Source organism: Streptomyces sp. NPDC000941 (genome assembly GCF_053599555.1).
Genome location: NZ_JBSFMM010000123.1, coordinates 14364 through 34772, shown reverse-complemented (window position 1 = coordinate 34772; position 20409 = coordinate 14364). Strand labels below are relative to the sequence as shown.

Genomic DNA, 20409 nt, shown 5'->3' with positions numbered 1-20409 from the left:
TATCTTCCGATCCATCCGGTCCGGGTGTGCGGGCCCCACTGTGTGCTGCCGTGTGCCGTGTGCCGTGTGCCGTGTGCCGTGTGCCGTGTGCCGTGCTGCCGCGTGCCGTGCTGCCCTACCGCGCGACCCCGACGCTGTGGACGGAACGGGCCACGGCCTGGGCGCCGCCCGCGGCCCGTTCCCCTTCCCGGCCCTCGTCGCCCCCGTCCCGGGACAGGGCGGCGGCCCGCCGCCGGTCCGCCCGCCGGCGGAGCCACGACCGTACGGCGGGGACCACCGCGAGATGCGCCAGCGCGACGCCCGCCGTGTTGAGCAGTACCGTGTCGACGTTCATGATCTGGCCGGTGAGCTCGCTGTGCACCAGCGCCATCGTCAGGGAGATCATCGCGCCGGTGAAGACCGTACGGACGAACGAGGCGAGCGGGTAGACCGTCACCCGGCCCCCCGCCAGCGGCAGCAGCACACCCAGCGGCGCGAGCAGCAGCAGCCCGCCGCCGATGCTGCGGGTGGCCTCCCAGGGGCCGAGCGCCAGATCGGCGCGGATGGTGGCCAGCGGCTCCAGGGTCACGGCGGTCACCCACGGGGCGGACAGGGGGCGCAGGGTCAGCCAGCACACATACGCGAGATGTGCGGCGAGGAGGACGAATCCCGCGGCGCGGAAGCGGAAGGCGGCCCTGTGGCGGCCGGAACCATGACCCTGCACGACTCTCAGGACGCCTGTTGCGGGGGTCGCGGTTCCGGCCGAGTCGCGCTGGTGAGAAACGGGTTACCGGTGAGTCGGCCGGAAGCGGGAAGGAGGGCGGGAGCGCAGGGCCGCAATCGCCGCGCGGGGCTGGGGCGCGCAGAGCGTCAGGAGACGAGTGCGCCCGAAGTGACCGCGATCTCGGGGTGGCGGCGCATCTCCCCCGTGCACTCGTACCGCTTGAGCGGATCCCGGTCCGCGTCCGGGCCGCCGAGCACCACCCGGTGCCTGGAGTCCGCCACCGTGGTCTCCGCGAAGGTGCAGACGATCTGCGCGAGCGCGTACGACTGAAGCTCCTCCGGCAGCCGGTTCAGCCGCATCGCGCCGTCCGGGTCGCCCTTGGCCGGTCCGGAGACCCGCACCCAGTCCTCCACCGTGGTGGAGAACCCCGCCTCTTCCTCGGCCCTCGACGGCGGGTCCTGCAACTGGTCCAGCAGCGCGCGGGCGAGCTGAAGCGGCCCGGGCGGCGCCTTCTCGTCCGTCAGCCGTGCCGACCGGCTCACCGAGAGGATCCGCGAGGTGCAGATCAGATGGACCCGTACGGTGACCCGGCCCGCGCCCTCGGCCGACCGGCCCGGTTCGGGCGCCTGACACGACGCGCGCGAGGGGGCGGGGCCCGCGTCGACCGGCACCGACGTACCGCGGATGCCGCATCCCGAGGCCAGTAGTGCCACCGCCCCGAGCAGCGCGCCCGCCGCTCGCCGCCTCATCGCTCGCTCCCCTCGTCCGGGTCGTCCTGGCCGCCCTGTCGGTCGCCGCCCTCGCTACCGCCTTGGTCCGGTTGATCCGGTTGGTCCGGTTCGCTCAGCCGTGAGGCGTCCATGGGCAGCCGCAGCGTGAAGACGGCTCCGCCGTCGGGAGAGTTGTCCGCGGTGATCTCGCCGCCGTGGATATGCGCGTTCTCCAGCGCGATCGACAGGCCGAGTCCGCTGCCCTCCGACCGGGGCCGGGAGGCGCTGGCCTTGTAGAAGCGGTCGAAGACATGCGGAAGCACATCCTCGGGGATGCCCGGGCCGTGGTCCCGCACCCGGATCAGCAGATCGTCGTCCTCGGGCCGCACCGAGACCCGTACCGGCGAGCCGCCGTGCTTGAGGGCGTTCCCGATCAGATTGGCGAGGATGACGTCCAGCCGCCGGGGGTCGAGCCGGGCCATGATGCCGCGCTCCGCGTCGAGCTCGACCGCGTCCAGCCAGGCCCGGGCGTCGATGCAGGCCGTCACCTGGTCCGCGACATCGACGTAGTCCAGGACCAGCCGTGCCGTGCCCGCGTCGAAGCGGGTCACCTCCATCAGGTTCTCCACCAGGTCGTTCAGCCGCCGCGTCTCGCTGACCACCAGCTGCACCGCCGGGGCGATCATCGGGTCGAGCGCGTCGGTCTCCTCCTCCAGCACCTCGGTCACCGCCGTGATCGCGGTGAGCGGGGTACGCAGCTCATGCGACATGTCCGCGACGAAGCGTCGGCTGGACGCCTCCCGCGCGCTCAGCTCCTCCACCCGCTTCTCCAGCCGCTCCGCGGCCCGGTTGAAGGTACGGGAGAGATTGGCGAGCTCATCGGTGCCGGAGACCTCCAGCCGGGTGTCGAGATGCCCCTCGCCCAGCCGGTGCGCCGCCTCGCCGAGACGCTGCACCGGCCGCAGCACGGTGGCCGCGGCGGCCTGGGCGAGCAGCGCGGAGCCGATCAGCGCGAGGGCGGTGGCGATGCCCAGGGACCAAGCCAGGGAGTTGAGGTCCTGGCGCTCGGTCTCCAGGGATTTGAGCATGTAGCCGGTCGGCCCGCCGCCGTTCACATGGGCCCCGCCGATCAGATACGGGGTGCCCTTCAGCGTGATCCGCTGCCAGTAGAGGTGATACGGGGAGGTATTGGAGCCCGCGACGGCGCGTTTCTTGTCGACCGCGCTCCGCAGTGCTTCGGGCACCGTCTTCAGCGTCAGCAGATCGTCCGCTGAGGCAGCGGTGCACGGGCCGCCGCCCTCGGTCCGGGCGATCAGCAGCACCTCGTACTTCTGGCTGTTGTCCGCCATCCGATCCGCGGCGTCCTGCAATTCGGGACAGGTCGGCACGGCGGGCAGCGGGTCGGTGGCCTCCTTCAGCGACTTGCTGAAGTCGTCCAGCGCGGCGTCCTGGGTGCGGGTGAGCACCGCGTCACGATTCAGCCAGTACGCGATCGCCGACGCGGACACGGCGGCCGCCAGCGCCACCAGACCGAAGACGAGCATCAGCCGCAGCCGCAAGCTCAGCCACCGCAACAGCCCCGCGGCCCAGCCACGCGCCCGGCTGGGCTTCTCGCTCACTGTGGCGTGTCCAGCCGGTATCCGACCCCGCGCACCGTACGGATCAGCGTCGGGGACGACGGTACGTCCTCCACCTTCGCGCGCAGTCGCTGTACGCAGGCGTCCACCAGCCGGGAGTCACCGAGATAGTCGTGCTCCCACACCAGCCGCAGCAGCTGCTGCCGCGACAGCGCCTGCCCCGGTCTGCGGCTCAGCTCCAGCAGCAGCCGCAGCTCCGTGGGGGTGAGCTGGAGGTCCTGGCCGTTCTTGGTCACGGTCATGGCCGCGCGGTCGATGACCAGGGAGCCGAACGACGCCGAGTCATTGGCCTCCCGCTCACCGCGGCGCAGCACCGCGCGGATCCGGGCGTCGAGCACCCGCCCCTGTACGGGCTTGACCACATAGTCGTCCGCGCCCGACTCAAGACCGACCACGACGTCGATGTCATCGCTCCGCGCGGTCAGCAAGATGATCGGCAGCTGGTCGGTGCGCCGGATGCGGCGGCACACCTCGAAGCCGTCGATGCCGGGCAGCATCACATCCAGCACGATCAGATCCGGCCGCTGCTCGCGCAGCAGTTTCAGGCCGTCCTCGCCGGTCGCCGCCGTCGCCACGCGGTGGCCCTGGCGGGACAGGGAGAGTTCGAGGGCCGTGCGGATGGCGTCGTCGTCCTCGATCAGCAGAAGGAAAGGCACGTTGGTCATTCTGGCCTACAAGGGGCCTGTAGTTCGACCGTCAGGCGACCAGGAGGTTCATTCACTCCCTACCCCTGTGACGAGCCTGTGACAGTCGGCAGACAGGGCCATGAAACTGGCCCGGCAATCTTTTGGGCACCGGGAGGAGCGAAGACCCGGGAAGCACAAGGAACCGAGCAAGCTCTACCGACGGGGGGCGCGACATGAACACACTGCACTTCAACAACGCCGGCGCAGTCATTCGCACGCGCCTCCACGACGCCGGCCGGAGCAACGAGAAGTCCGGTGCCGTGAGCGGGCGGGGGTGCGCTCGCGGCGCCGGGCGTCAGCGGCCTCCTTATGTGGTGGCCATTGACGCGTACACGGGGGCCCCTGGGGGGAACACGGGTCCGGGGGGACCGGTGGAGCCGGCCGGCTCCAGGGAAGAGGGGGGCTCCGCGGACCAGGGGGACCGCGGAGGAAGCGGGGGAAGCTCGTACAGGGAGGCATCGGGGGAGCGGTGCGGGACGTCGGAGGTGGAATTCACCGCCTACGTCCAAGAGCGCCGCGCCTCCCTGTACGCCACCGCCTACCACCTGACCGGTGACCGGTTCGAGGCCGAGGACCTGCTGCAGAGCGCGCTGTTCTCGACCTACCGGGCCTGGGACCGGATCAGTGACAAGGCGGCGGTCGGCGGCTATCTGCGCCGCACCATGACCAATCTGCACATCAGCGCCTGGCGTCGGCGCAAGCTCAACGAGTACCCGACGGAGGAGCTGCCGGAGACGGTGGGCGACCACGACGCGATGCGCGGCACCGAGCTGCGCGCCGTGCTGTGGCAGGCCCTGGCCCGGCTGCCCGAGCTGCAGCGCACGATGCTGGTGCTGCGCTACTACGAGGGCCGGACGGACCCGGAGATCGCAGATATTCTCAACATCAGTGTCGGAACGGTCAAAAGCGGCATCTGGCGCTCGCTGCGCCGGCTGCGCGAGGACGAAGTCCTCAGCTTCGGCCGTGACGAGGAGGAGTCCTTCGGCGAGCTTGTCGCCTGAGGATGAACGGGGGATACGGGGGAAAGCGGGGGGACCACGGGGGCCGCCGTTCGGGGGAGCGTCGGTTGTACGGGGGAAACACGGGGGATCACGGGGGAAACGAGCGGGTCCGGACGGCCGGGGGGTCTGTCCGGGCCCGCCTTTTCATTGCGTCATTGCTCATTGCGTCATTACGTCAAGCGGCATCGCGCTGTCGCCGCGGCACATCCGGGCGCGTGCCTCAAGAGGTCCTGCTCGGCGACGCCGGCTCCGCGGTTCTCGGGCTGAGGCAGGCCCGGCCGGAGGCCGCGGCGGCGGCGATCCGGCCCATCGCCACGTCCTTCCCGCACGGATACGCCCCCAGCGCCGTATGCCGCGCCACGATGCCGCGCTCCGCGCGCATCAGCCGCCAGCCGCGCCGCAGCAGATAGGGCGCGGACTTGCGCCCCTCCCGCAGATCGCGCAGCAGCCGGCGGCGGAAGGTGGTGGAGGGCCGGCCGCGCAGACACAGGGCGTCGGCGAGGACGCCGAGCGTGCGGCAGCGCTCGATGATGTCGGCGGCGAAGATCCCCTCGGCGATGAACAGCGGCGAACGGCCGATCTCCAGCGGCTCGGCGCCGACGATGGCGCTGGTGGCGATGTCGTACACCGGCACCGTCGTACGGGACGTACGGCACAGCGCCTCGATCGCCGCGACCGCGGCGTCCGCGTCCCATGACAGCGGCGAGTCCCAGTCGGCGCCCGCCCCGCCCGGGAGTTGCGGCAGCGAGGGGTCGTCGCCCTCCTTGTAGAAGTCGTCCAGGTTGAGCACGGGCAGGCCGGTGCGGGCCGCCAGGGACGACTTTCCGGAGCCGGAGGGGCCGGTCAGCAGGACGACGCGGGCGGTTATGGGAGGACTGGTCACGGGACACCAGTGTGAGGCATGGCGCCGCCGGAGGGACCCCTCAGGTCGTGTGGTGTTCCCCCGGCGGTCGCGCGGCGTTCGCCCGGTGTGGCGCGCTAGACGCCCATCGGGTGCCACACCGTCTTCGTCTCCAGGAAGGCCAACAGCCGGGCGGTGCCCGGATCGGCCGACCAATCCACAGGCTGTGGACGGAGAACGCGCTTGAGGTTGTCCGCGGCGGCCTCCTCCAGCGAGCGGGCCAACTCCGCGTCCGCGCCCGCGCCCGCGAGGTCGATCGCGTTGACGTCCTGGTGGGCGGCGAGCGGGGTGGCGATCTCGGCGGTGCGGCCGGAGAGTACGTTGACCACGCCGCCCGGGAGGTCGGAGGTGGCCAGGACCTCGCCGAGGGACAGGGCCGGGAGCGGGGCGCGCTCGCTCGCCACGACCACGGTCGTGTTGCCGGTGACGATCGCCGGGGCGATCACGGAGACCAGCCCGAGGAACGACGACTCCTGCGGCGCCAGCACGGCCACCACACCGGTCGGCTCCGGCGTGGAGAGGTTGAAGTACGGGCCCGCGACCGGGTTGGCGGCCCCGGCGATCTGGGCGACCTTGTCGGACCAGCCCGCGTACCAGACCCAGCGGTCGATCGCGGCGTCCACGACGGCGGCGGCCTTGGACTTGCCGAGCCCCTCCGCGTCGCCGACCTCCCGCGCGAACTGCCCGCGGCGGCCCTCCAGCATCTCCGCGACGCGGTAGAGGATCTGGCCGCGGTTGTAGGCCGTGGCTCCCGACCAGCCGCCGAACGCCTTGCGGGCGGCGACGACCGCGTCGCGGGCGTCCTTGCGGGAGGAGAGCGGCGCGTTGGCGAGCCAGCGGTCCTTCCCCGCCGCGCCAGCGGCTGATGTCGCAGTCGTCACCTCGTACACCCGCCCGCTCTCGGACCGGGGGAACTTGCCCCCGACGAACAGCTTGTAGGTCTTGAGAACGCCCAGGCGCTCAGTGCGGTCATCAGACATCGAGGTACGCCTCCAGGCCGTGGCGGCCGCCCTCGCGACCGTAACCGGACTCCTTGTAGCCGCCGAACGGAGAGGCCGGGTCGAACTTGTTGAAGGTGTTGGACCACACCACACCCGCGCGGAGCTTGCTCGCCATCCACAGGATGCGCGAGCCCTTCTCGGTCCAGATACCGGCGGACAGCCCGTACGGGGTGTTGTTGGCCTTCGCCACCGCCTCTTCCGGGGTGCGGAAGGTGAGGACGGAGAGCACCGGGCCGAAGATCTCCTCGCGCGCGATGCGGTGCGCCTGGGTGACGCCGGTGAACAGGGTGGGCGCGAACCAGTAGCCGGAGGCGGGCAGCTCGCACTCCGGGGCCCAGCGCTCGGCGCCCTCGGCCTCTCCCGCGTCCGCGAGGGTACGGATCCGGGCCAGCTGCTCGGCCGAGTTGATCGCGCCGATGTCGGTGTTCTTGTCCAGCGGGTCGCCGACCCGGAGGGTGCGCATCCGGCGCTTGAGCGCGTCAAGCAGCTCGTCCTGGATCGACTCCTGGACCAGGAGCCGGGAGCCCGCACAGCAGACGTGGCCCTGGTTGAAGAAGATGCCGCCCACGATGCCCTCGACGGCCTGGTCGATCGGCGCGTCGTCGAAGACGATGTTGGCCGCCTTGCCGCCCAGTTCGAGGGTGACCTTCTTCTCCGTACCGGCGACCGTACGGGCGATGGCCTTGCCGACCTCGGTGGAGCCGGTGAAGGCGACCTTGTCGATCCCGGGGTGGGCCACCAGTTCGGCGCCCGTGGAGCCGTCGCCGGTGATGATGTTGACGACGCCCTTGGGGAGCCCGGCCTGGCGGCAGACGTCCGCGAAGAAGAGGGCTGACAGGGGGGTGGTCTCGGCGGGCTTGAGGACGACCGTGTTGCCCGCGGCGAGGGCGGGGGCGATCTTCCAGGCGAGCATCAGGAGCGGGAAGTTCCAGGGGATGACCTGGCCCGCGACACCCAGCGGGCGGGGATCCCTGCCGTATCCGGCGTAGTCGAGCTTGTCGGCCCAGCCCGCGTAGTAGAAGAAGTGCGCGGCGACCAGGGGGAGGTCGACGTCGCGCGATTCGCGGATCGGCTTGCCGTTGTCCAGCGACTCCAGGACGGCCAGCTCGCGCGAGCGCTCCTGGATGATGCGGGCGATGCGGAAGAGGTACTTGGCGCGCTCGGCGCCGGGCAGCGCGGACCACTTCCCGAAGGCCTTACGGGCCGCCTTGACCGCGCGGTCCACGTCCTCGGTGCCCGCGAGCGAGACCTCGGACAGCGTCTCCTCGGAGGCGGGGGAGACGGTCTTGAAGACCTTGCCGTCGGCGGCCTCGGCGAACTCGCCGTCGATGAAGAGCCCGTACGACGGGGCGATCTCGACGACGGAGCGGGACTCGGGCGCGGGCGCGTACTCGAACGCGTTCGTGAGGGCAGAGTTCGTGATGGCTGGGTTCGTGATGGCTGGGTTCGTGATGGCTGGGTTCGTCATGGCAGTCTCAGTCCACCGTCACATAGTCGGGACCGGAGTACCGTCCGGTGCTCAGTTTCTGGCGCTGCATCAGCAGATCGTTGAGGAGACTGGAGGCGCCGAAGCGGAACCAGTCGGCCGTCAGCCAGTCCGCGCCCAACGTCTCATTGACCAGCACCAGGTACTTGATGGCGTCCTTGGAGGTGCGGATGCCGCCCGCGGGCTTCACCCCGACCTGCACCCCGGTCGTGTCGCGGAAGTCGCGGACCGCCTCCAGCATGAGGAGGGTGACGGGGGGCGTCGCGTTGACCGCGACCTTGCCGGTGGAGGTCTTGATGAAGTCGGCGCCCGCGAGCATGGCCAGCCAGGAGGCGCGGCGCACATTGTCGTACGTCTGCAGCTCGCCGGTCTCGAAGATGACCTTGAGGTGGGCGGCGGTGCCGCTGCCGTCCGTACGCCGGCACGCCTCCTTGACCTGCCGGATCTCCTCGAAGACCTGGAGATAGCGACCGGACAGGAAGGCGCCGCGGTCGATCACCATGTCGATCTCGTCGGCCCCGGCGGCCACGGCCTCCCGGGTGTCGGCGAGCTTGACGGCGAGCGCCGCCCGCCCGGAGGGGAAGGCGGTCGCGACGGAGGCCACATGGACCTCGGACCCGCCCGCCTCGGCCAGGGCCTGCTTGGCGGTGGCGACCATGTCGGAGTAGACGCAGATCGCCGCGACCTTGGGGACGGAGCGGTCGGTCGGATCGGGGCTGACCCCCTTGGCGCACAGCGCCCGGACCTTGCCCGGGGTGTCCGCGCCCTCCAGGGTCGTCAGGTCGATCATGGAGATGGCCAGGTCGATGGCGTACGCCTTCGCCGTGGTCTTGATCGAGCGGGTGCCGAGCGCGGCGGCACGGGCCTGCAGGCCGACCGCGTCGACGCCCGGCAGGCCGTGCAGAAAGCGGCGCAGCGCGCCGTCGGTGGCGGTCACATCCGCCATCGACGCCAGTCGCTCGGCCGCCTCCGCGCCGTATGCGGGAACTGTGGTGGGCATGGTCACCAGGGGAGCATATCTACGCGCGTAGCCAAATGTCACCCCCGGGTGCCCGGTCAGAAACGACTTGTGGGGCCTCGCCGCACCACTCGGTCTTTCGGCCCTCCTGCCGACCCTCGCAGGTCGCCTGCGACGTCATACGGATCACCGGCGCCGCGGTGGCTGGTCTGGATGGGAGCGCGGGCGATGTGGCAGGCGCGGCGGGCGCCGCATGGAACAGATCTCCGGGGCGGTCCTGGTCGGGCTCGGGTTGCGGCCGGCACCCGAGTCCTAGGCCGTTCCCTTCGGCCGTTCCCTTCGGGCGTGAGCCGGTGCGAGAACCCGCGCATCACGAGAACGCCCTGTGCCAGGGGGAGCGACGCCCTGCATACGGGCGCGAGGCCCTGCATACGGGCCTGCATACGGGCCGGCGCGCCCGTGGGGCAGAATCGGCCCCATGACGAGCCCGGACGACTCCTCGCACGACTCCTCCACCCCGCGCGGACCCAAGGGGCCCAAGGGGGCCAAGAAGGGGACCGCTGACCAGGAGACCGAGTACGCGGACCGCGTCTACCGCTCCCCGGGCGGCATCGCGGGCGGCGTACTGCTGCTCGCGATCGGCGCCTGGCTGGGGATCGACGCCATGATCCGGGGCGAGGGCCGGGCGCCGTGGCTGGCGCTCGCCGGGCTGCTGTTCGCGGTGCCCCTGGTGATCGCCTTCACGGTCCGGCCCGCGGTGTTCGCCGGCCAGGACCGGCTGCGGGTGCGCAACCCCTTCCGTACGATCACCCTGCCCTGGGCCTCGGTGGAGGCGGTGCGCGCGGGCTACTCCAGCGAAGTGCTCGCGGGCGGCGCGAAGTACCAGATGTGGGCCATCCCGGTGTCGCTGCGGCAGCGCAAGCGGGCCACCCGGCGGCAGGCGCGGGCGGCGACCGAGGACCCCTTCGGCCGTACGTCCGTCCAGGCCGCGGCCGACGCGGACCAGCAGCGGCGGGCCCAGGCTGACCGCTCCATCGACGAACTGCGCGGCCTCGCGGAGGCCCACGCCACGCGGGAGGGCACGCAGGGCGAGCCCGAGGTGCGCTGGGCGTTCGAGGTCATCGCCCCGGCGGTGGCGGGGGCGGTGCTGCTCGCGGTGGTGCTGGCGATTACCTGAGCGGCCCTGAGCGGCCCTGAGCGGCCGGAATGGGATCGGGACGGCGAGGAGGCCGAGCGTGACGACAAGCGATGCGCCGAAGACCGACACACCCACCGCCGGACGGCGGCGGGTGTGGCTGCTGTGGCTGGTGGCCGGTATCGCGTACGCCATCGACCTGGGGAGCAAGCTGGCGGTGGTCGCGGGTCTTGAGGGGCATGCCCCCGTCCCGGTGATCGGGACCTGGCTGGAGCTGCGGGTGCAGCGCAACCCCGGCGCGGCGTTCGGCCTCGGTGAGGCGACGACCATCGTCTTCACGCTGATCGCGGCGGCCGTTGCCGTCGCCATCGTCCGGGTGTCGCGCCGGCTGACCAGCACGTCGTGGGCGCTCGCGCTGGGGCTGCTGCTGGGCGGGGCGCTCGGGAACCTGACGGACCGTCTCTTCCGCTCGCCCGGCTCCATGCGGGGCGCGGTGGTCGACTTCATCGCGGTCCGCGACTTCAGCGTGATGAACCTCGCCGACTGGGCGATCACGTGCGGGGGCGCCCTGGTGGTCCTGCTGTCCTTCCGCGGGGAGGAGCTGGGCCCGGTGAGCGGCTCATCCGACGGCTCATCCGACGGCGCGGACGACAGCGGTCCGGCTCGGCAGGGAGGGGCCGGCGCTTCATAGGCGATCGCCTGTTGAGACGCCCTTTCCGATGGCGGCACACCGCGTGGCCGCTTCCGTCCGCTGAGAGTCCCACGGCGCCCGTGCCGCCGCCGAGTTCGGAGTTCCGGCAGTGCTCTTCGGCGTCATCCGAAGCGAACTCGCCGACATCTTCGGCGAGGACCGGCTCGCGACCCTTCCCGCCACCACCTTCCCGCCACCACCTTCCCGCCACCACCTTCCCGCCACCACCTTCCCGCCCTCCACCGAGGGCACCGCGGGCACCGAGGGCACCGACACAGTCTGGCCGGTGGCCGGGTGGTCGGCGAGGAGATCGCCGCGGGCCGGCGCTTCAAGGGCAACAGCCCGGGAGCCCGCTCGCTCTACGGGTGATCGCCGGTGCCGGTCGACCGCTATGGCCTCGCTCTGAACTGCCCCAGGAGTTCACGGCTTGCGACCGTAAAAGGATGGTCGAGCCCCAGGCCGCGTTCTCGTCTCGCCACGACATCGACCATCAAGTCGATTCCCGCTTCGGTATGACCGAGTGCGAACTGGGTCCGGGCGAAGAGCTGTTGGGCCGCGAGCGCGATCGGGTAGTCGGGGCCGAAACGATCTTTATACGCCTGACAGACCAGCTGTATCGCCTCGTCGGCGGCAGCGAACCGACCCAGTACATACAGCGCCCAAGCGTAATTGTGTCGAGCACCGAGAGTGACCGTGTGCTCGGGGCCAAGGTGGAGATTGCATTCCGAAGGCAACGAAAGCAGCGCTTCGCTGTTGGCGGCCAGCTCGTCGACGGAGAGCTTCGTGAGCAGACTGGCCCGGGAGCGCAGAGTCAGTGGGTGGGCCGCTCCGAGTACTGCTTGGCGTCCCGCCACCACCGACTTCAGCAGCGTCAGGGCTTCCTCGCGCCTGCCGAGATTTGTGAGTACGAGTTGGAGGCCGTGACTCGTATCGAGAGTGTCGGCGTCGTCGCTCCCGAAAATGCGCTCTTGGGTTGCTCGTACGCTGCGCAGTAGCGGCTCGGCCTCGGCGTATCTACCCAGCCGGAAGAGTGCCCGGCCGGCCCTTGAACGTGTTGCCAGTACCAGTCGGTGTTCTGTTCCGAGGGACTGCTCCGCAAGGTCTGCCGCGGCATTGGCCGTTTCCCAGGCGGACATGTAGTCCCCGGTGCGGTGAAGGGCGATGGACAGGCGTTTGGTCACGGTCAACACGTCAGAGATGACTGGTTGTGAGACATGCCCCAGCAGAGCAAGGGCATGAGGGGCGAGCAGACGTAACTGCGGGTCGTACCGGCCGGCGTCGGGCTGGGCGGGGACGGCTGCGTCAAGCAGCCGGGCAGCCGTCGCGTCGAGGCTGGGGACTCTGTCACGGGGTGTGGAGGCGGCGACACTGTCGAGCAGCACGCCGTGGCTCTGCGCACAACGGACGCCCACGTCGACCAGTTCGGTCAGCGAATGGTCCAACAGTGCTCGCAGCGCCGTCTCACACCGGGCGCGGGGCAGAACGCCGCTGATTTCGGGCCGGTTCAACACAGACAGCGGCAATGGCTCGGGCGCGAAGCGAGCCAGCAGCCGCAGAAGGGAAGCCGCCTCCGGAAGGCCGCGGGCTTCGAATGCGTCGAGTGACAGCTGCCAGGTCCGACCGACCAGGTGCCGGGGGTCCGCGTCGGACAAGGCGTCAGCTCCTTGATCTATGAGCTCGACCCACTCGCCTTCGTCCAGGTGGCGCCCGTAAGCGTCCATCGTCCAAGGGTCGAGTACCTGGTGGGACAGGAAGCCACCCGCGAGGGTGAGCGCGAGCGGCAGCCGCCCCAGCCGGTCTGCAATGGCGGCGGCCTGCTGCCTCGTGCCACTCTGCGGAGCGAGGTCGCACAGTACTTGGGCCGCGTCGTCACGCGGTAGCACGCCGATGTGCTGCAACTCCGCACCGGGCCACCAGCGAGCGGCTGCGCGACGAGTGGTCACCACGGTGGTACCTCGCGAACTGCTGCGGAGCCAGCTGCCATCACGAAAGATCTCGGGGTCGTCGGCGTTGTCGAGCACCAACAGCCAGGGCTCGGGGGAACGGTCGAGGCAGTGCCACACGAGATCAGCCGCGGGCCGGAGCCCATTTCTGGCCGCCAGCAGTTCACCATCACCGGCGCCTCGGTCAGCCGCTACGGCCAGCATGCCGGCCCGTAAGCTCGCACGGTCGGCGGCATTCACCCACAGGCCGATCCGCCCGCTCTCCTCGGTGGCGAACTGGAAGAGGGCATAAGCCACGGCTGTTTTACCGCAGCCACCCATGCCATGGAGCACATAGACCTCACCACCGCGCTCCCTGCCGACACCTGCCTGCAAGCGCTCCAACACCTCGGCGCGGTCGCGCAGGACCGTGGGCGTCCGACCAATCGCCGGGCGGCGTACGGAGTCGGGGCCGCCCGTTACGGCCCTTTCGGCCCCGTAATAATGATGTTCATTGATGTGTTGGTCGCCCGAGGATTGGTAGACACGGCCGTCGTCCTCGGCGTGGCCGTCCATGGGTGCGCTCATCCAAAGATCCAGCTCTGTGTTAATGGGTCAGATGAGATGGCTGTGCCGTGATTGCGTGATAGGGCTTTGCGATCACATATCATTTCACTTCTGGGCTCGTTCAACAAGGATCACTGCTCGGCTTTTTGCCTTTGGCATATGCCTAATGACTTGAACTGTGTGCCGTGCATGGTCACCCGGGGGCCGTAGCGGTACGGTTGCCCCGAATTTGGGCACTGCCAGGGAGCAGTCAGGGAGTGGTGGCTATGGTCAGGCCGTGGGAAGCCGATCCGTCGACGACCTTCAAGGGGCGTCTGGGTAAATCGCCCCAAGAGCTGGGGCTGACGACTGACGATCCGGACTGCCCCGATATCTGGGAACTTGATAATGGCGATGTCGCCGTTATCGGAAGGGATCTCACGGACTCGCTCGGCAAGTCCCTGCCTCCGGGAGTCTCCGTGGGAGCCGACGAGCGGCTGGTGGTAATCCCCAGGAGCATGATGGTCGCGGCGAAGCCGGACATCCCCAGTGTTTGATTCGTTCCCGAATGGCACCTCTGAGCGCCTGATGCGTCCGGCGTATCACGAGGATTTTTGGCGCGTTTATGAGAGCGGCATCCGCTTTCAGAACAAGCTGGAGCGCGGCCAGAACTTCAAGGAACGAGGCTTCTCAAGCTGGGAAGCCTTTGCTGCCGGAAGGTGGACTGAAGCGCTGTCTCTTGTTGAAGAGAAGCGCGAAGCGTACGCCAGGCAGTCCCAAAGGGCTTCCGAACTCGGTGTCACGGAGCGCCGTCTTCGAGTGGTGGAATTTCCTGTTACCCCCTACGTGCAGTGGGAGCTGTTCGTGCTCCGTCTGGGCGTCGAGTTGGGTAAAAAAATCAAGGTCATCGATGCCCGTAAGATCGCGGATGTCGAAGAGCGGCGGCCTGTCCCCGAAGTTGTGATTCTGGGGGACGTCGTCATGTACGAAGTTGTGTATGACGACGACGGGAACGCGGCGGGGGCCAAGCGGTACACGAATCCCGAGCTGATCAAAGAAACATCGGCGGGCTTCAATGCTCTTTACGATCGAGCCGAGCCGTTTTTTGACTTCTTCGACCGGGAAATCGCCCCTCTGCCGCCTCCCGTTGTCAACTAAGAGGTTGTCTCACGTCACGTGGCAAGTTTCGCGAGCTTCTTGTAGTAGTTCAGGGCGGTGGCCATGGCCGGGCCTCGGCTCTGCCAGTCGTTGCGGACCATGTACGGCTTGAGACCACGAGCGGCCCATGGCAGGCTCACGCCGCATGATCGATGAATTCGCGAAAGACAACCTGCATGGGAGACTGCGGCGGGACCGCAAGGCGCTGCTCTGGAAACTCGACGGCTTGTCCGAATACGACGCCCGCCGACCTTTGACAGCGACCGGGACCAACCTCCTCGGCCTGGTCAAACACGTGGCCACCGTCGAGGCCAGGTACTTCGGCGAGGTCTTCGACCGCCCTTCCCCGGAACCGCTGTGCCGGTGGCAGGAGTCCGACGGCAGCGATCTGTGGGCGACCGAGGACGAGACCCGCGATCAGATCATCGGGTTCTACCGGCGCACGTGGGAACACTCGGACGCGACGATCAACGAGCTTCCCCTCGACGCCCCCGGCCACGTGCCGTGGTGGCCGGAGCCTTATCCCAACACGAACCTGTTCGCCGTCATGGTCCATGTCCTCGGCGAGTCCATCCGGCATACCGGGCACGCCGATATCCTGCGCGAGGGCCTCGACGGCCGGACCGGGGTGCGCGCCGAATACGAGATGCAGATCGACGAGGAAGCCCGTGCGGCCTACTGCGCGAAGATCGAGCAGGCCGCCAGGACGGCGGCACCAACCAAGGCTTAGAAGTTGTCTCATGTGACGTGATGTTCGTGCGTCACGATGCCGGTCGTGGGTGCTGATCTACCGGAGCGTCTGGTTCCTGATGAACTCTGGGGGTCGGCCGCCCCGTCGCTGCCGTCGTTCCGCTGCTCGTCCGCAAGGTGGTGGGACCGCTCCGTGTGACGAGCGGGCCGTGTTCATGGCAGTGGTGTACGCGCTGACCAGTGGTTGTGCCTGGCGGCATCTGCCGCCGACGTTCGGCACGTCGCCCGCCGCCGCGCACCGCCGCCTCACGGCATGGACCGAGGCCGGCCTGTGGCGTCGGCTGCACCGGGCGGTGCTGGACGAACTTGGGCCCGGGGCGAGGTGGACTGGAGCTCGGCGATCGTCGACGCGGCCTCCGTTCGCGAAAAAGGGGGGATCGCCGACCGGGCCGAACCCGGTCGATCGCGGCAAGAAGGGCAGCAAGCTGCACGTGCTGTCCGATGCCCAGGGCATCCCGCTCGCCGTCGCCGTGTCCGGCGCGAACATGCACGACAGCCTCGCACTCAAGCCGCTCATCCGCGGCATACCCGCCGCCCGGTCCCGCCGGGGACCACGGCGGCGCCGACCCGTCAAACTCCCCAGGAAGGTTCATCGTCCCAGGTCAGGAGGGCGTGTTCGGATGTCCGCCGCACCAGCTACCGTACCCGACCGAAACGACGAGGGTAGCGTTGGATCCCGTGATCGTATGGCTCAATGGCACCCACGGCGCAGGCAAGACGACGACCAGTGCACTCGTGCAGCAGCTGATCCCGGATTCACGGGTGTTCGACGCCGAGAAGGTCGGCGAGACACTCATGGACATCACGCCGGGGCTGCCCAGTACGGACAACTTCCAGCACTGGCCGCCGTGGCGGCCGCTCGTCGTCGAGACCGCCCGCCGCGTACTCGACTACACCGGCGGCACTCTGGTGATCCCCATGACTGTCCTGGTCGAGCAGTACTGGCGGGAGATCAGCACGGGCCTCGCCCAACATGCGGTTCCGGTACGACACTTCGTCCTCCACGCCGACCAGGACACCCTCCGCAGGCGCATCGCGGGCGACACCGTTGTCGGCCCCAACTCCCCATTCCGTCTCAAATACCTTGAGCCCTACGCCGAGGCGGCCCGCACGTGGCTGCACGCCGAGGCCGAGGTCGTCGATACCACGCACCTCACGCCCGCCCAGGCCGCCCTGCGGATCGCAGAGGCCGTCAAGAGCTGAGGCCCGCCCGCCGCGCGAAACGCAGGAGCAGGTGGCAACAGAGAACGACCTCCCGGTGTCGAGTAGTGCGGACAGGCGTGTGCGCGCCACGGGCCCCGGTCCCGGGACGGCATTTGGCCTTGACCTGCCGGGTCGGTCATGACGACTCCCCGGTGTCCCGGGCGGGGCTGTCGTCGTGCGGCTCGTCGTGCGGCGGCAGGCGCCTGCCCCTGCTCTCCGCCATGCGCAGCACATCGCGCAGCGCCTCGCACAGACGGTTCGCCAGGAACCGGAGTTCGCCGGCATCCGCCTTGCGGTCGGCGAGCAGCATCCGGGCGTGGCCGAGAAGCTGCGTTCCCATGGATAGCTGGAGGGCTTCGATCTCGTCGGCGCATCGGCGCATCGGCGCATCGGCGCATCGGCGCATCGGCGCATCGGCGCGTCGGCGCGTCGGCTCAAGCGGCTGTCGCCGTCGTCCGCCGCCAGGTAGCACGGCTTGCCGTCCGGGCTGGTCCAGGGCAGCAGGCGCAGGCCGGTCGTCGCGTTCATTCGGGCGCCTCCGCATCGGGGATCCGGGAGGCGAAAAGGGCGCTCACATATGCGAGTGCGAAGCGGTTAGGTTCGAGCACGTCATCAGCTCCTTATGGCTACGGCTGGTGGCCATGCCCCCGGACGCTCCCTCCAAGTCGCGTCGCGCGGGTCCTGTGTGTGGCCGGAGGGTTGTTTACTGTTTGTAGTGCAAGCGTGGCTTTCGGTGCGCCCGCCGCCTGATACGCCCAACGGCGCCGGAGCACGGCCCCCGCCGTCCGGCGGGGGCCGTTGCGTCGCATCGTTCGTATCCTGGCTGTCGTATGCCCGAGTCGACGGGGGTGGGCGTTGGAGCGCGGTGAGTTGATCGCGGGCCGGTACGAGCTGATCAAGCGGCTCGGCCGTGGGGGTATGGGCGAGGTGTGGGCCGGAAGAGACCGGAGCCTGCGCCGTGATGTCGCGGTCAAGCTGCTCGTCCTCCAGGATGCGCCCGACTCGGAGCTGGCCCTGCGGTTCGAGCGCGAGGCCGTGGCTGCCGCGCAGGTCAACCATCCCAACGCCGTCGCTCTCCACGACCGTGGTGTCCACGAGGACGCGCTGTTCCTGATCATGGAGAAGGTCGAGGGCGCCACGCTCGCCGAACACATCCGTGACGAAGGGCCGATGCCTCCTGTCCGAGCGCTGGAGATCGCGTACGGGATCTGTGCGGCACTCGCCGCCGCGCATCAGGCCGGTGTCATCCACTACGACATCAAGCCGCACAACGTGATGATCACCCCCGACGGGCAGGTGAAAGTCGTCGACTTCGGCATCGCCGGGTTCATCCAGACCATGTTCACCGTGGCGGGCACCTCCCAGCTGACTCCTGCCGGCACCCCTGAGTACGGCGCGCCGGAGCAGTTCCTCACCGAACGCGGCGATGTGCGTTCGGACCTCTACGCCTTCGGCGGGGTGCTGTTCGCCCTGCTCACTGGTCGGCCACCCTTCACCGGGCACAACGCCTTGGCGCTCGTACGCCGCAAACTGGACGAGGACGCCCCCTCACTCGCCGCGCTCCGCCCGGACGCACCGCCCGCGCTGACGGCGCTGGTCGCCGAACTCCTGGCGCGTGATCCACAGCGACGTCCCGAGTCGGCGCGGCAGGTCCTCGAACGCCTCAGCCGCCTGCGGACCGCGCTCGCGTACGGCCCCGCGGACAGTTCGGCCGAGGCTCGTAAAGTGCTGCTGGCCAGGACGGCCGGGGCGATGAGGGCGGTGCTCGCCCAAGCGGACACGCTTGCCCGGGCCCGGCTCGGGCAACGCGTACCCCGGTCACCGCGGCCGCCTGCGGAGACGGCAGCCCAGACGCGGCGCCTGGCCGGCTCCGCCGGACAGTTCGACGCGAGCTGGGTCGGCCCCGAGCAGCTGTCCACCTACGCGCGCGGACCGGGCAGCGTCCGTACCTGGTTCTGGGCCGTGGGCTTGTCGTTGGCGGCGGCAGGGATGATCTACTTCCCGATCGGTACGGGGCGCTTCCGGACGGGGCCTGGGAACGATGACAATCCGTGGGGCTTTCTCTTCGGATTGGGGATCATTGCCGCGGTCATCGCGGTCATCGCGGTCGTCGTCGCAGTCGTGAACACGTTCGGGGAAGTGCGACACGTGCGCCTGCGCAAGAACAGAGGCGGGTGGGGGCTGCACGTCGGTCCCCAGGGCATCGTGACCCACAGCGCCGCGGGAAGGCACGAGTTCGCCTGGGACCGGATCCAGCGCGTTGCCATCGAAGAGATCCAGGGGTCACCGTCATACCGGTACACCGGAGTCCACATCGACCTCGCGTCCGGCGCCAGGCGGCCGACGATGATGCGACCGGCAGGATGGATCTATCCCGAGCCAGGCACGGTCAAAGTCCGCCCGAGCGGGCGGATTCCCATCTGTGTCCTCGGTCCGATGACGGAGCGACAGCGGACCGACCTGATGGAAGCCCTCTCCGAGTACGGCGGTCAGCGGTGGGTGTCGGCAGTCTCCTTTGCGACGCTGCCCGTTGACCCTTGGGGCCGCCTGTGACGCTCTCGTGGACAGGCCGGGACAGAGTCCGTCAGACGTTTCCCTCGGCGGCCTCGCGGAGCCTTCGCACCACCGGCTCGTAATTGGCGTGGCCGTTCTTCACCCACCCCTCGGCGCACTCCAGCGCGGTGCTGCCCTGGTACGACGTATCGCGGACACCGTGTCGGACGAGCAGATCGACGAGCGCGAGAAGTATCTCGCCGGGCACCTCGCGCTCGTAGTACCCGGTGAAGTGGAGCAGCGCGTGCAAGGCCGGGCCGTCCTGAGCTCGTAGCCACGGCCGCTGGGCCGCCATCTCGGCGTCCTCGGGGCGGGCTCCCGACTCGAGGAGGAACCGCAGCTGGCTGACGCGTGTTTCGAGGGCTTGGCGGCCGTCGCTGTACGGCAGGACGGCCAGGAGGCGGCCGAAATCCGGATCCGTGAGCCGGATGCTCCGCGCGCCTCTGCCGGCGAGGTGGCGAATCGTCTCCTCGGGGTAGGGCTGGGTGGCGATCGCCAGGTCGAGCAGGGTCGAGCCGTCGCGGTTCTGCGCGTTGATGGGGGCTTCCGCGTCGATGAGTGTGCGCAGGATGGCCAGGTGGCAGGCGTCCTCCAGCCGTTCCACGCCGGCCGTGACCCGTTCGCTGTCGTCGAGTGACGCGAATTGAGGGGCGTTGTTGTAGGCGGCCTGGAGCGCGGGATCGGCCCCTGCGGCGAGCAGTGCTGTCACGGCGGACGCTTGGCGGTGGGCCACGGCGATGTGGAGTGCGCTCATGCCGCGCTCGTCCAGCGCGTTGACGCGGGCACCCTCGCTCAGGGCCTCGGAGAGGGCGTCGGCGTCACCGGCCTCGGCGGCGTCCATCAGCGCGCGGTCGGCGTCCGTGGGCTCGCCGGTGGGCTGGAGTTCGAGGATGCCGTAGTCGGCTTCCTGGTTGGGCGGGACCGCTGTGCTGAGGAGGATGAGGCGGGCACCGGCGAACCAGCCCGCGCCTGCGCTCGTGTCCACGTCGATGGCGCCGTCGTAGCCCATGAGCAGGCACGCGAGAGCGCGGTGCGCCGGCGAGTGGATGCCGTCCAGCCGCTGGAGGTCCGCCTCGCTCATGTCCTCCTCGTCGGGCGGATCCCCCATCTCGTCCAGCACGGTGGACGCCAGGATGTCCAACGCCTCGTACACGGACGTGGCCTCGCCCAGCCCCGTGAGGATGTCGCATTCCTCCCCCTCCCCCTCCTCGTCGTCGACCCCGTCGAAGAGGTCGAGCGGCAGCGGGGAGGCGTCGTCGTAGGCGTAGCGGTTGGCCACGGACACATAGCGCCCGCCGCGGAGTTCGGGCCGGCGCCGGTCGGCTTCGGCCTCCTTGAGGCAGCGCAGTACGTCGTTGAGGTCCATGG

General features: G+C 69.6%; 20 protein-coding genes and 1 pseudogene. 9 read left to right on the top strand and 12 right to left on the bottom strand.

The window, feature by feature from the left end; genetic code table 11:
* Positions 1–115 precede the first annotated feature (115 nt).
* The 4 genes from ACWDSL_RS32480 to afsQ1 all read right to left on the bottom strand — a co-directional run bounded on the left by ACWDSL_RS32480 (position 116) and on the right by afsQ1 (position 3706).
* Positions 116–703, bottom strand: coding sequence for a VanZ family protein (locus ACWDSL_RS32480; RefSeq protein ID WP_450491542.1), 588 nt, complete (start codon positions 701–703; stop codon positions 116–118).
* 146 nt (positions 704–849) lie between these two features.
* Complete coding sequence (locus ACWDSL_RS32475) at positions 850–1452, bottom strand: hypothetical protein (protein WP_450491541.1); 603 nt, start codon at positions 1450–1452, stop codon at positions 850–852.
* Positions 1449–2957, bottom strand: coding sequence for an ATP-binding protein (locus ACWDSL_RS32470; RefSeq protein WP_450491543.1), 1509 nt, complete (start codon positions 2955–2957; stop codon positions 1449–1451). Before ACWDSL_RS32470 ends, ACWDSL_RS32475 begins: the two co-directional genes overlap by 4 nt.
* A gap of 71 nt (positions 2958–3028) precedes the next feature.
* Complete coding sequence (gene afsQ1 / locus ACWDSL_RS32465; RefSeq protein WP_179285670.1) at positions 3029–3706, bottom strand: two-component system response regulator AfsQ1; 678 nt, start codon at positions 3704–3706, stop codon at positions 3029–3031.
* A 203-nt stretch (positions 3707–3909) separates the two neighbouring features.
* On the opposite strand from afsQ1, the gene ACWDSL_RS32460 reads away from it, so the two are divergent.
* Positions 3910–4737, top strand: a complete 828-nt coding sequence (locus ACWDSL_RS32460) for a SigE family RNA polymerase sigma factor (protein WP_450491540.1) — start codon at positions 3910–3912, stop codon at positions 4735–4737.
* Positions 4738–4957: 220 nt separating this feature from the next.
* Here the strand turns inward: ACWDSL_RS32460 and ACWDSL_RS32455 are convergent, their stop codons facing one another.
* The 4 genes from ACWDSL_RS32455 to deoC form a co-directional block, all read right to left on the bottom strand.
* Positions 4958–5620, bottom strand: a complete 663-nt coding sequence (locus ACWDSL_RS32455) for an ATP-binding protein (protein ID WP_450491539.1) — start codon at positions 5618–5620, stop codon at positions 4958–4960.
* Positions 5621–5715: 95 nt separating this feature from the next.
* Positions 5716–6618 carry an aldehyde dehydrogenase family protein gene (locus tag ACWDSL_RS32450; protein ID WP_450491538.1) on the bottom strand — a complete coding sequence of 301 codons (903 nt, stop codon included), beginning with the start codon at positions 6616–6618 and terminating at the stop codon, positions 5716–5718.
* Positions 6611–8107 carry an aldehyde dehydrogenase family protein gene (locus ACWDSL_RS32445; RefSeq protein WP_450491537.1) on the bottom strand — a complete coding sequence of 499 codons (1497 nt, stop codon included), beginning with the start codon at positions 8105–8107 and terminating at the stop codon, positions 6611–6613. The genes ACWDSL_RS32450 and ACWDSL_RS32445 overlap by 8 nt, the downstream gene beginning before the upstream one ends.
* A gap of 7 nt (positions 8108–8114) precedes the next feature.
* Positions 8115–9125, bottom strand: coding sequence for a deoxyribose-phosphate aldolase (deoC, locus tag ACWDSL_RS32440; protein WP_179285671.1), 1011 nt, complete (start codon positions 9123–9125; stop codon positions 8115–8117).
* 436 nt (positions 9126–9561) lie between these two features.
* Between deoC and ACWDSL_RS32435 the strand changes: the two genes are divergently transcribed.
* Together ACWDSL_RS32435 and lspA are read left to right on the top strand one after the other, a co-directional pair.
* Positions 9562–10260, top strand: a complete 699-nt coding sequence (locus ACWDSL_RS32435) for a PH domain-containing protein (protein WP_450491536.1) — start codon at positions 9562–9564, stop codon at positions 10258–10260.
* A 58-nt stretch (positions 10261–10318) separates the two neighbouring features.
* Complete coding sequence (lspA, locus tag ACWDSL_RS32430) at positions 10319–10909, top strand: signal peptidase II (protein WP_450491535.1); 591 nt, start codon at positions 10319–10321, stop codon at positions 10907–10909.
* A 389-nt stretch (positions 10910–11298) separates the two neighbouring features.
* Here the strand turns inward: lspA and ACWDSL_RS32425 are convergent, their stop codons facing one another.
* Positions 11299–13407 (bottom strand): tetratricopeptide repeat protein, encoded by a 2109-nt coding sequence (locus tag ACWDSL_RS32425; protein WP_450491534.1) that lies wholly within the window; start codon positions 13405–13407, stop codon positions 11299–11301.
* Positions 13408–13664: 257 nt separating this feature from the next.
* Between ACWDSL_RS32425 and ACWDSL_RS32420 the strand changes: the two genes are divergently transcribed.
* Both ACWDSL_RS32420 and ACWDSL_RS32415 read left to right on the top strand, forming a co-directional pair.
* Entirely contained in the window at positions 13665–13934 is a 270-nt protein-coding gene (locus ACWDSL_RS32420) for a hypothetical protein (RefSeq protein WP_450491533.1), read from the top strand.
* Entirely contained in the window at positions 13927–14535 is a 609-nt protein-coding gene (locus ACWDSL_RS32415) for a DUF6879 family protein (protein WP_450491532.1), read from the top strand. Before ACWDSL_RS32420 ends, ACWDSL_RS32415 begins: the two co-directional genes overlap by 8 nt.
* 14 nt (positions 14536–14549) lie before the next feature.
* On the opposite strand, the gene ACWDSL_RS32410 is transcribed toward ACWDSL_RS32415, so the two are convergent.
* Complete coding sequence (locus ACWDSL_RS32410) at positions 14550–14675, bottom strand: hypothetical protein (RefSeq protein ID WP_450491531.1); 126 nt, start codon at positions 14673–14675, stop codon at positions 14550–14552.
* Positions 14676–14680: 5 nt separating this feature from the next.
* Between ACWDSL_RS32410 and ACWDSL_RS32405 the strand changes: the two genes are divergently transcribed.
* The 3 genes and pseudogenes from ACWDSL_RS32405 to ACWDSL_RS32395 all read left to right on the top strand — a co-directional run bounded on the left by ACWDSL_RS32405 (position 14681) and on the right by ACWDSL_RS32395 (position 16488).
* Positions 14681–15265 carry a DinB family protein gene (locus ACWDSL_RS32405; RefSeq protein WP_450491530.1) on the top strand — a complete coding sequence of 195 codons (585 nt, stop codon included), beginning with the start codon at positions 14681–14683 and terminating at the stop codon, positions 15263–15265.
* A gap of 79 nt (positions 15266–15344) precedes the next feature.
* Positions 15345–15830, top strand: a pseudogene (locus ACWDSL_RS32400) (IS5 family transposase); the annotation flags it as partial.
* Between the two features lie 133 nt (positions 15831–15963).
* Complete coding sequence (locus ACWDSL_RS32395; RefSeq protein ID WP_450491529.1) at positions 15964–16488, top strand: AAA family ATPase; 525 nt, start codon at positions 15964–15966, stop codon at positions 16486–16488.
* A gap of 136 nt (positions 16489–16624) precedes the next feature.
* On the opposite strand, the gene ACWDSL_RS32390 is transcribed toward ACWDSL_RS32395, so the two are convergent.
* Positions 16625–16828: a hypothetical protein gene (locus ACWDSL_RS32390; protein ID WP_450491528.1), complete on the bottom strand. Its 204-nt coding sequence runs from the start codon at positions 16826–16828 to the stop codon at positions 16625–16627.
* A gap of 515 nt (positions 16829–17343) precedes the next feature.
* On the opposite strand from ACWDSL_RS32390, the gene ACWDSL_RS32385 reads away from it, so the two are divergent.
* Positions 17344–19041 (top strand): protein kinase domain-containing protein, encoded by a 1698-nt coding sequence (locus tag ACWDSL_RS32385; RefSeq protein WP_450491527.1) that lies wholly within the window; start codon positions 17344–17346, stop codon positions 19039–19041.
* Positions 19042–19072: 31 nt separating this feature from the next.
* On the opposite strand, the gene ACWDSL_RS32380 is transcribed toward ACWDSL_RS32385, so the two are convergent.
* A complete protein-coding gene (locus tag ACWDSL_RS32380) occupies positions 19073–20407 on the bottom strand; it encodes an ankyrin repeat domain-containing protein (RefSeq protein WP_450491526.1) in 1335 nt (444 codons plus the stop codon).
* Positions 20408–20409 lie beyond the last annotated feature (2 nt).

What these genes read in the sequence shown, in the direction of transcription:
- ACWDSL_RS32475 (WP_450491541.1), bottom strand. Translation starts at nt 1,452, where the DNA reads ATGAGGCGGCGAGCGGCGGGCGCGCTGCTCGGGGCGGTGGCACTACTG.
- ACWDSL_RS32445 (WP_450491537.1), bottom strand. Translation starts at nt 8,107, where the DNA reads ATGACGAACCCAGCCATCACGAACCCAGCCATCACGAACCCAGCCATC.
- ACWDSL_RS32420 (WP_450491533.1), top strand. Translation starts at nt 13,665, where the DNA reads ATGGTCAGGCCGTGGGAAGCCGATCCGTCGACGACCTTCAAGGGGCGT.
- ACWDSL_RS32435 (WP_450491536.1), top strand. Translation starts at nt 9,562, where the DNA reads ATGACGAGCCCGGACGACTCCTCGCACGACTCCTCCACCCCGCGCGGA.
- ACWDSL_RS32450 (WP_450491538.1), bottom strand. Translation starts at nt 6,618, where the DNA reads ATGTCTGATGACCGCACTGAGCGCCTGGGCGTTCTCAAGACCTACAAG.
- deoC (WP_179285671.1), bottom strand. Translation starts at nt 9,125, where the DNA reads ATGCCCACCACAGTTCCCGCATACGGCGCGGAGGCGGCCGAGCGACTG.
- ACWDSL_RS32425 (WP_450491534.1), bottom strand. Translation starts at nt 13,407, where the DNA reads ATGGACGGCCACGCCGAGGACGACGGCCGTGTCTACCAATCCTCGGGC.
- ACWDSL_RS32460 (WP_450491540.1), top strand. Translation starts at nt 3,910, where the DNA reads ATGAACACACTGCACTTCAACAACGCCGGCGCAGTCATTCGCACGCGC.
- ACWDSL_RS32380 (WP_450491526.1), bottom strand. Translation starts at nt 20,407, where the DNA reads ATGGACCTCAACGACGTACTGCGCTGCCTCAAGGAGGCCGAAGCCGAC.
- ACWDSL_RS32390 (WP_450491528.1), bottom strand. Translation starts at nt 16,828, where the DNA reads ATGGGAACGCAGCTTCTCGGCCACGCCCGGATGCTGCTCGCCGACCGC.
- ACWDSL_RS32405 (WP_450491530.1), top strand. Translation starts at nt 14,681, where the DNA reads ATGATCGATGAATTCGCGAAAGACAACCTGCATGGGAGACTGCGGCGG.
- ACWDSL_RS32470 (WP_450491543.1), bottom strand. Translation starts at nt 2,957, where the DNA reads ATGCTCGTCTTCGGTCTGGTGGCGCTGGCGGCCGCCGTGTCCGCGTCG.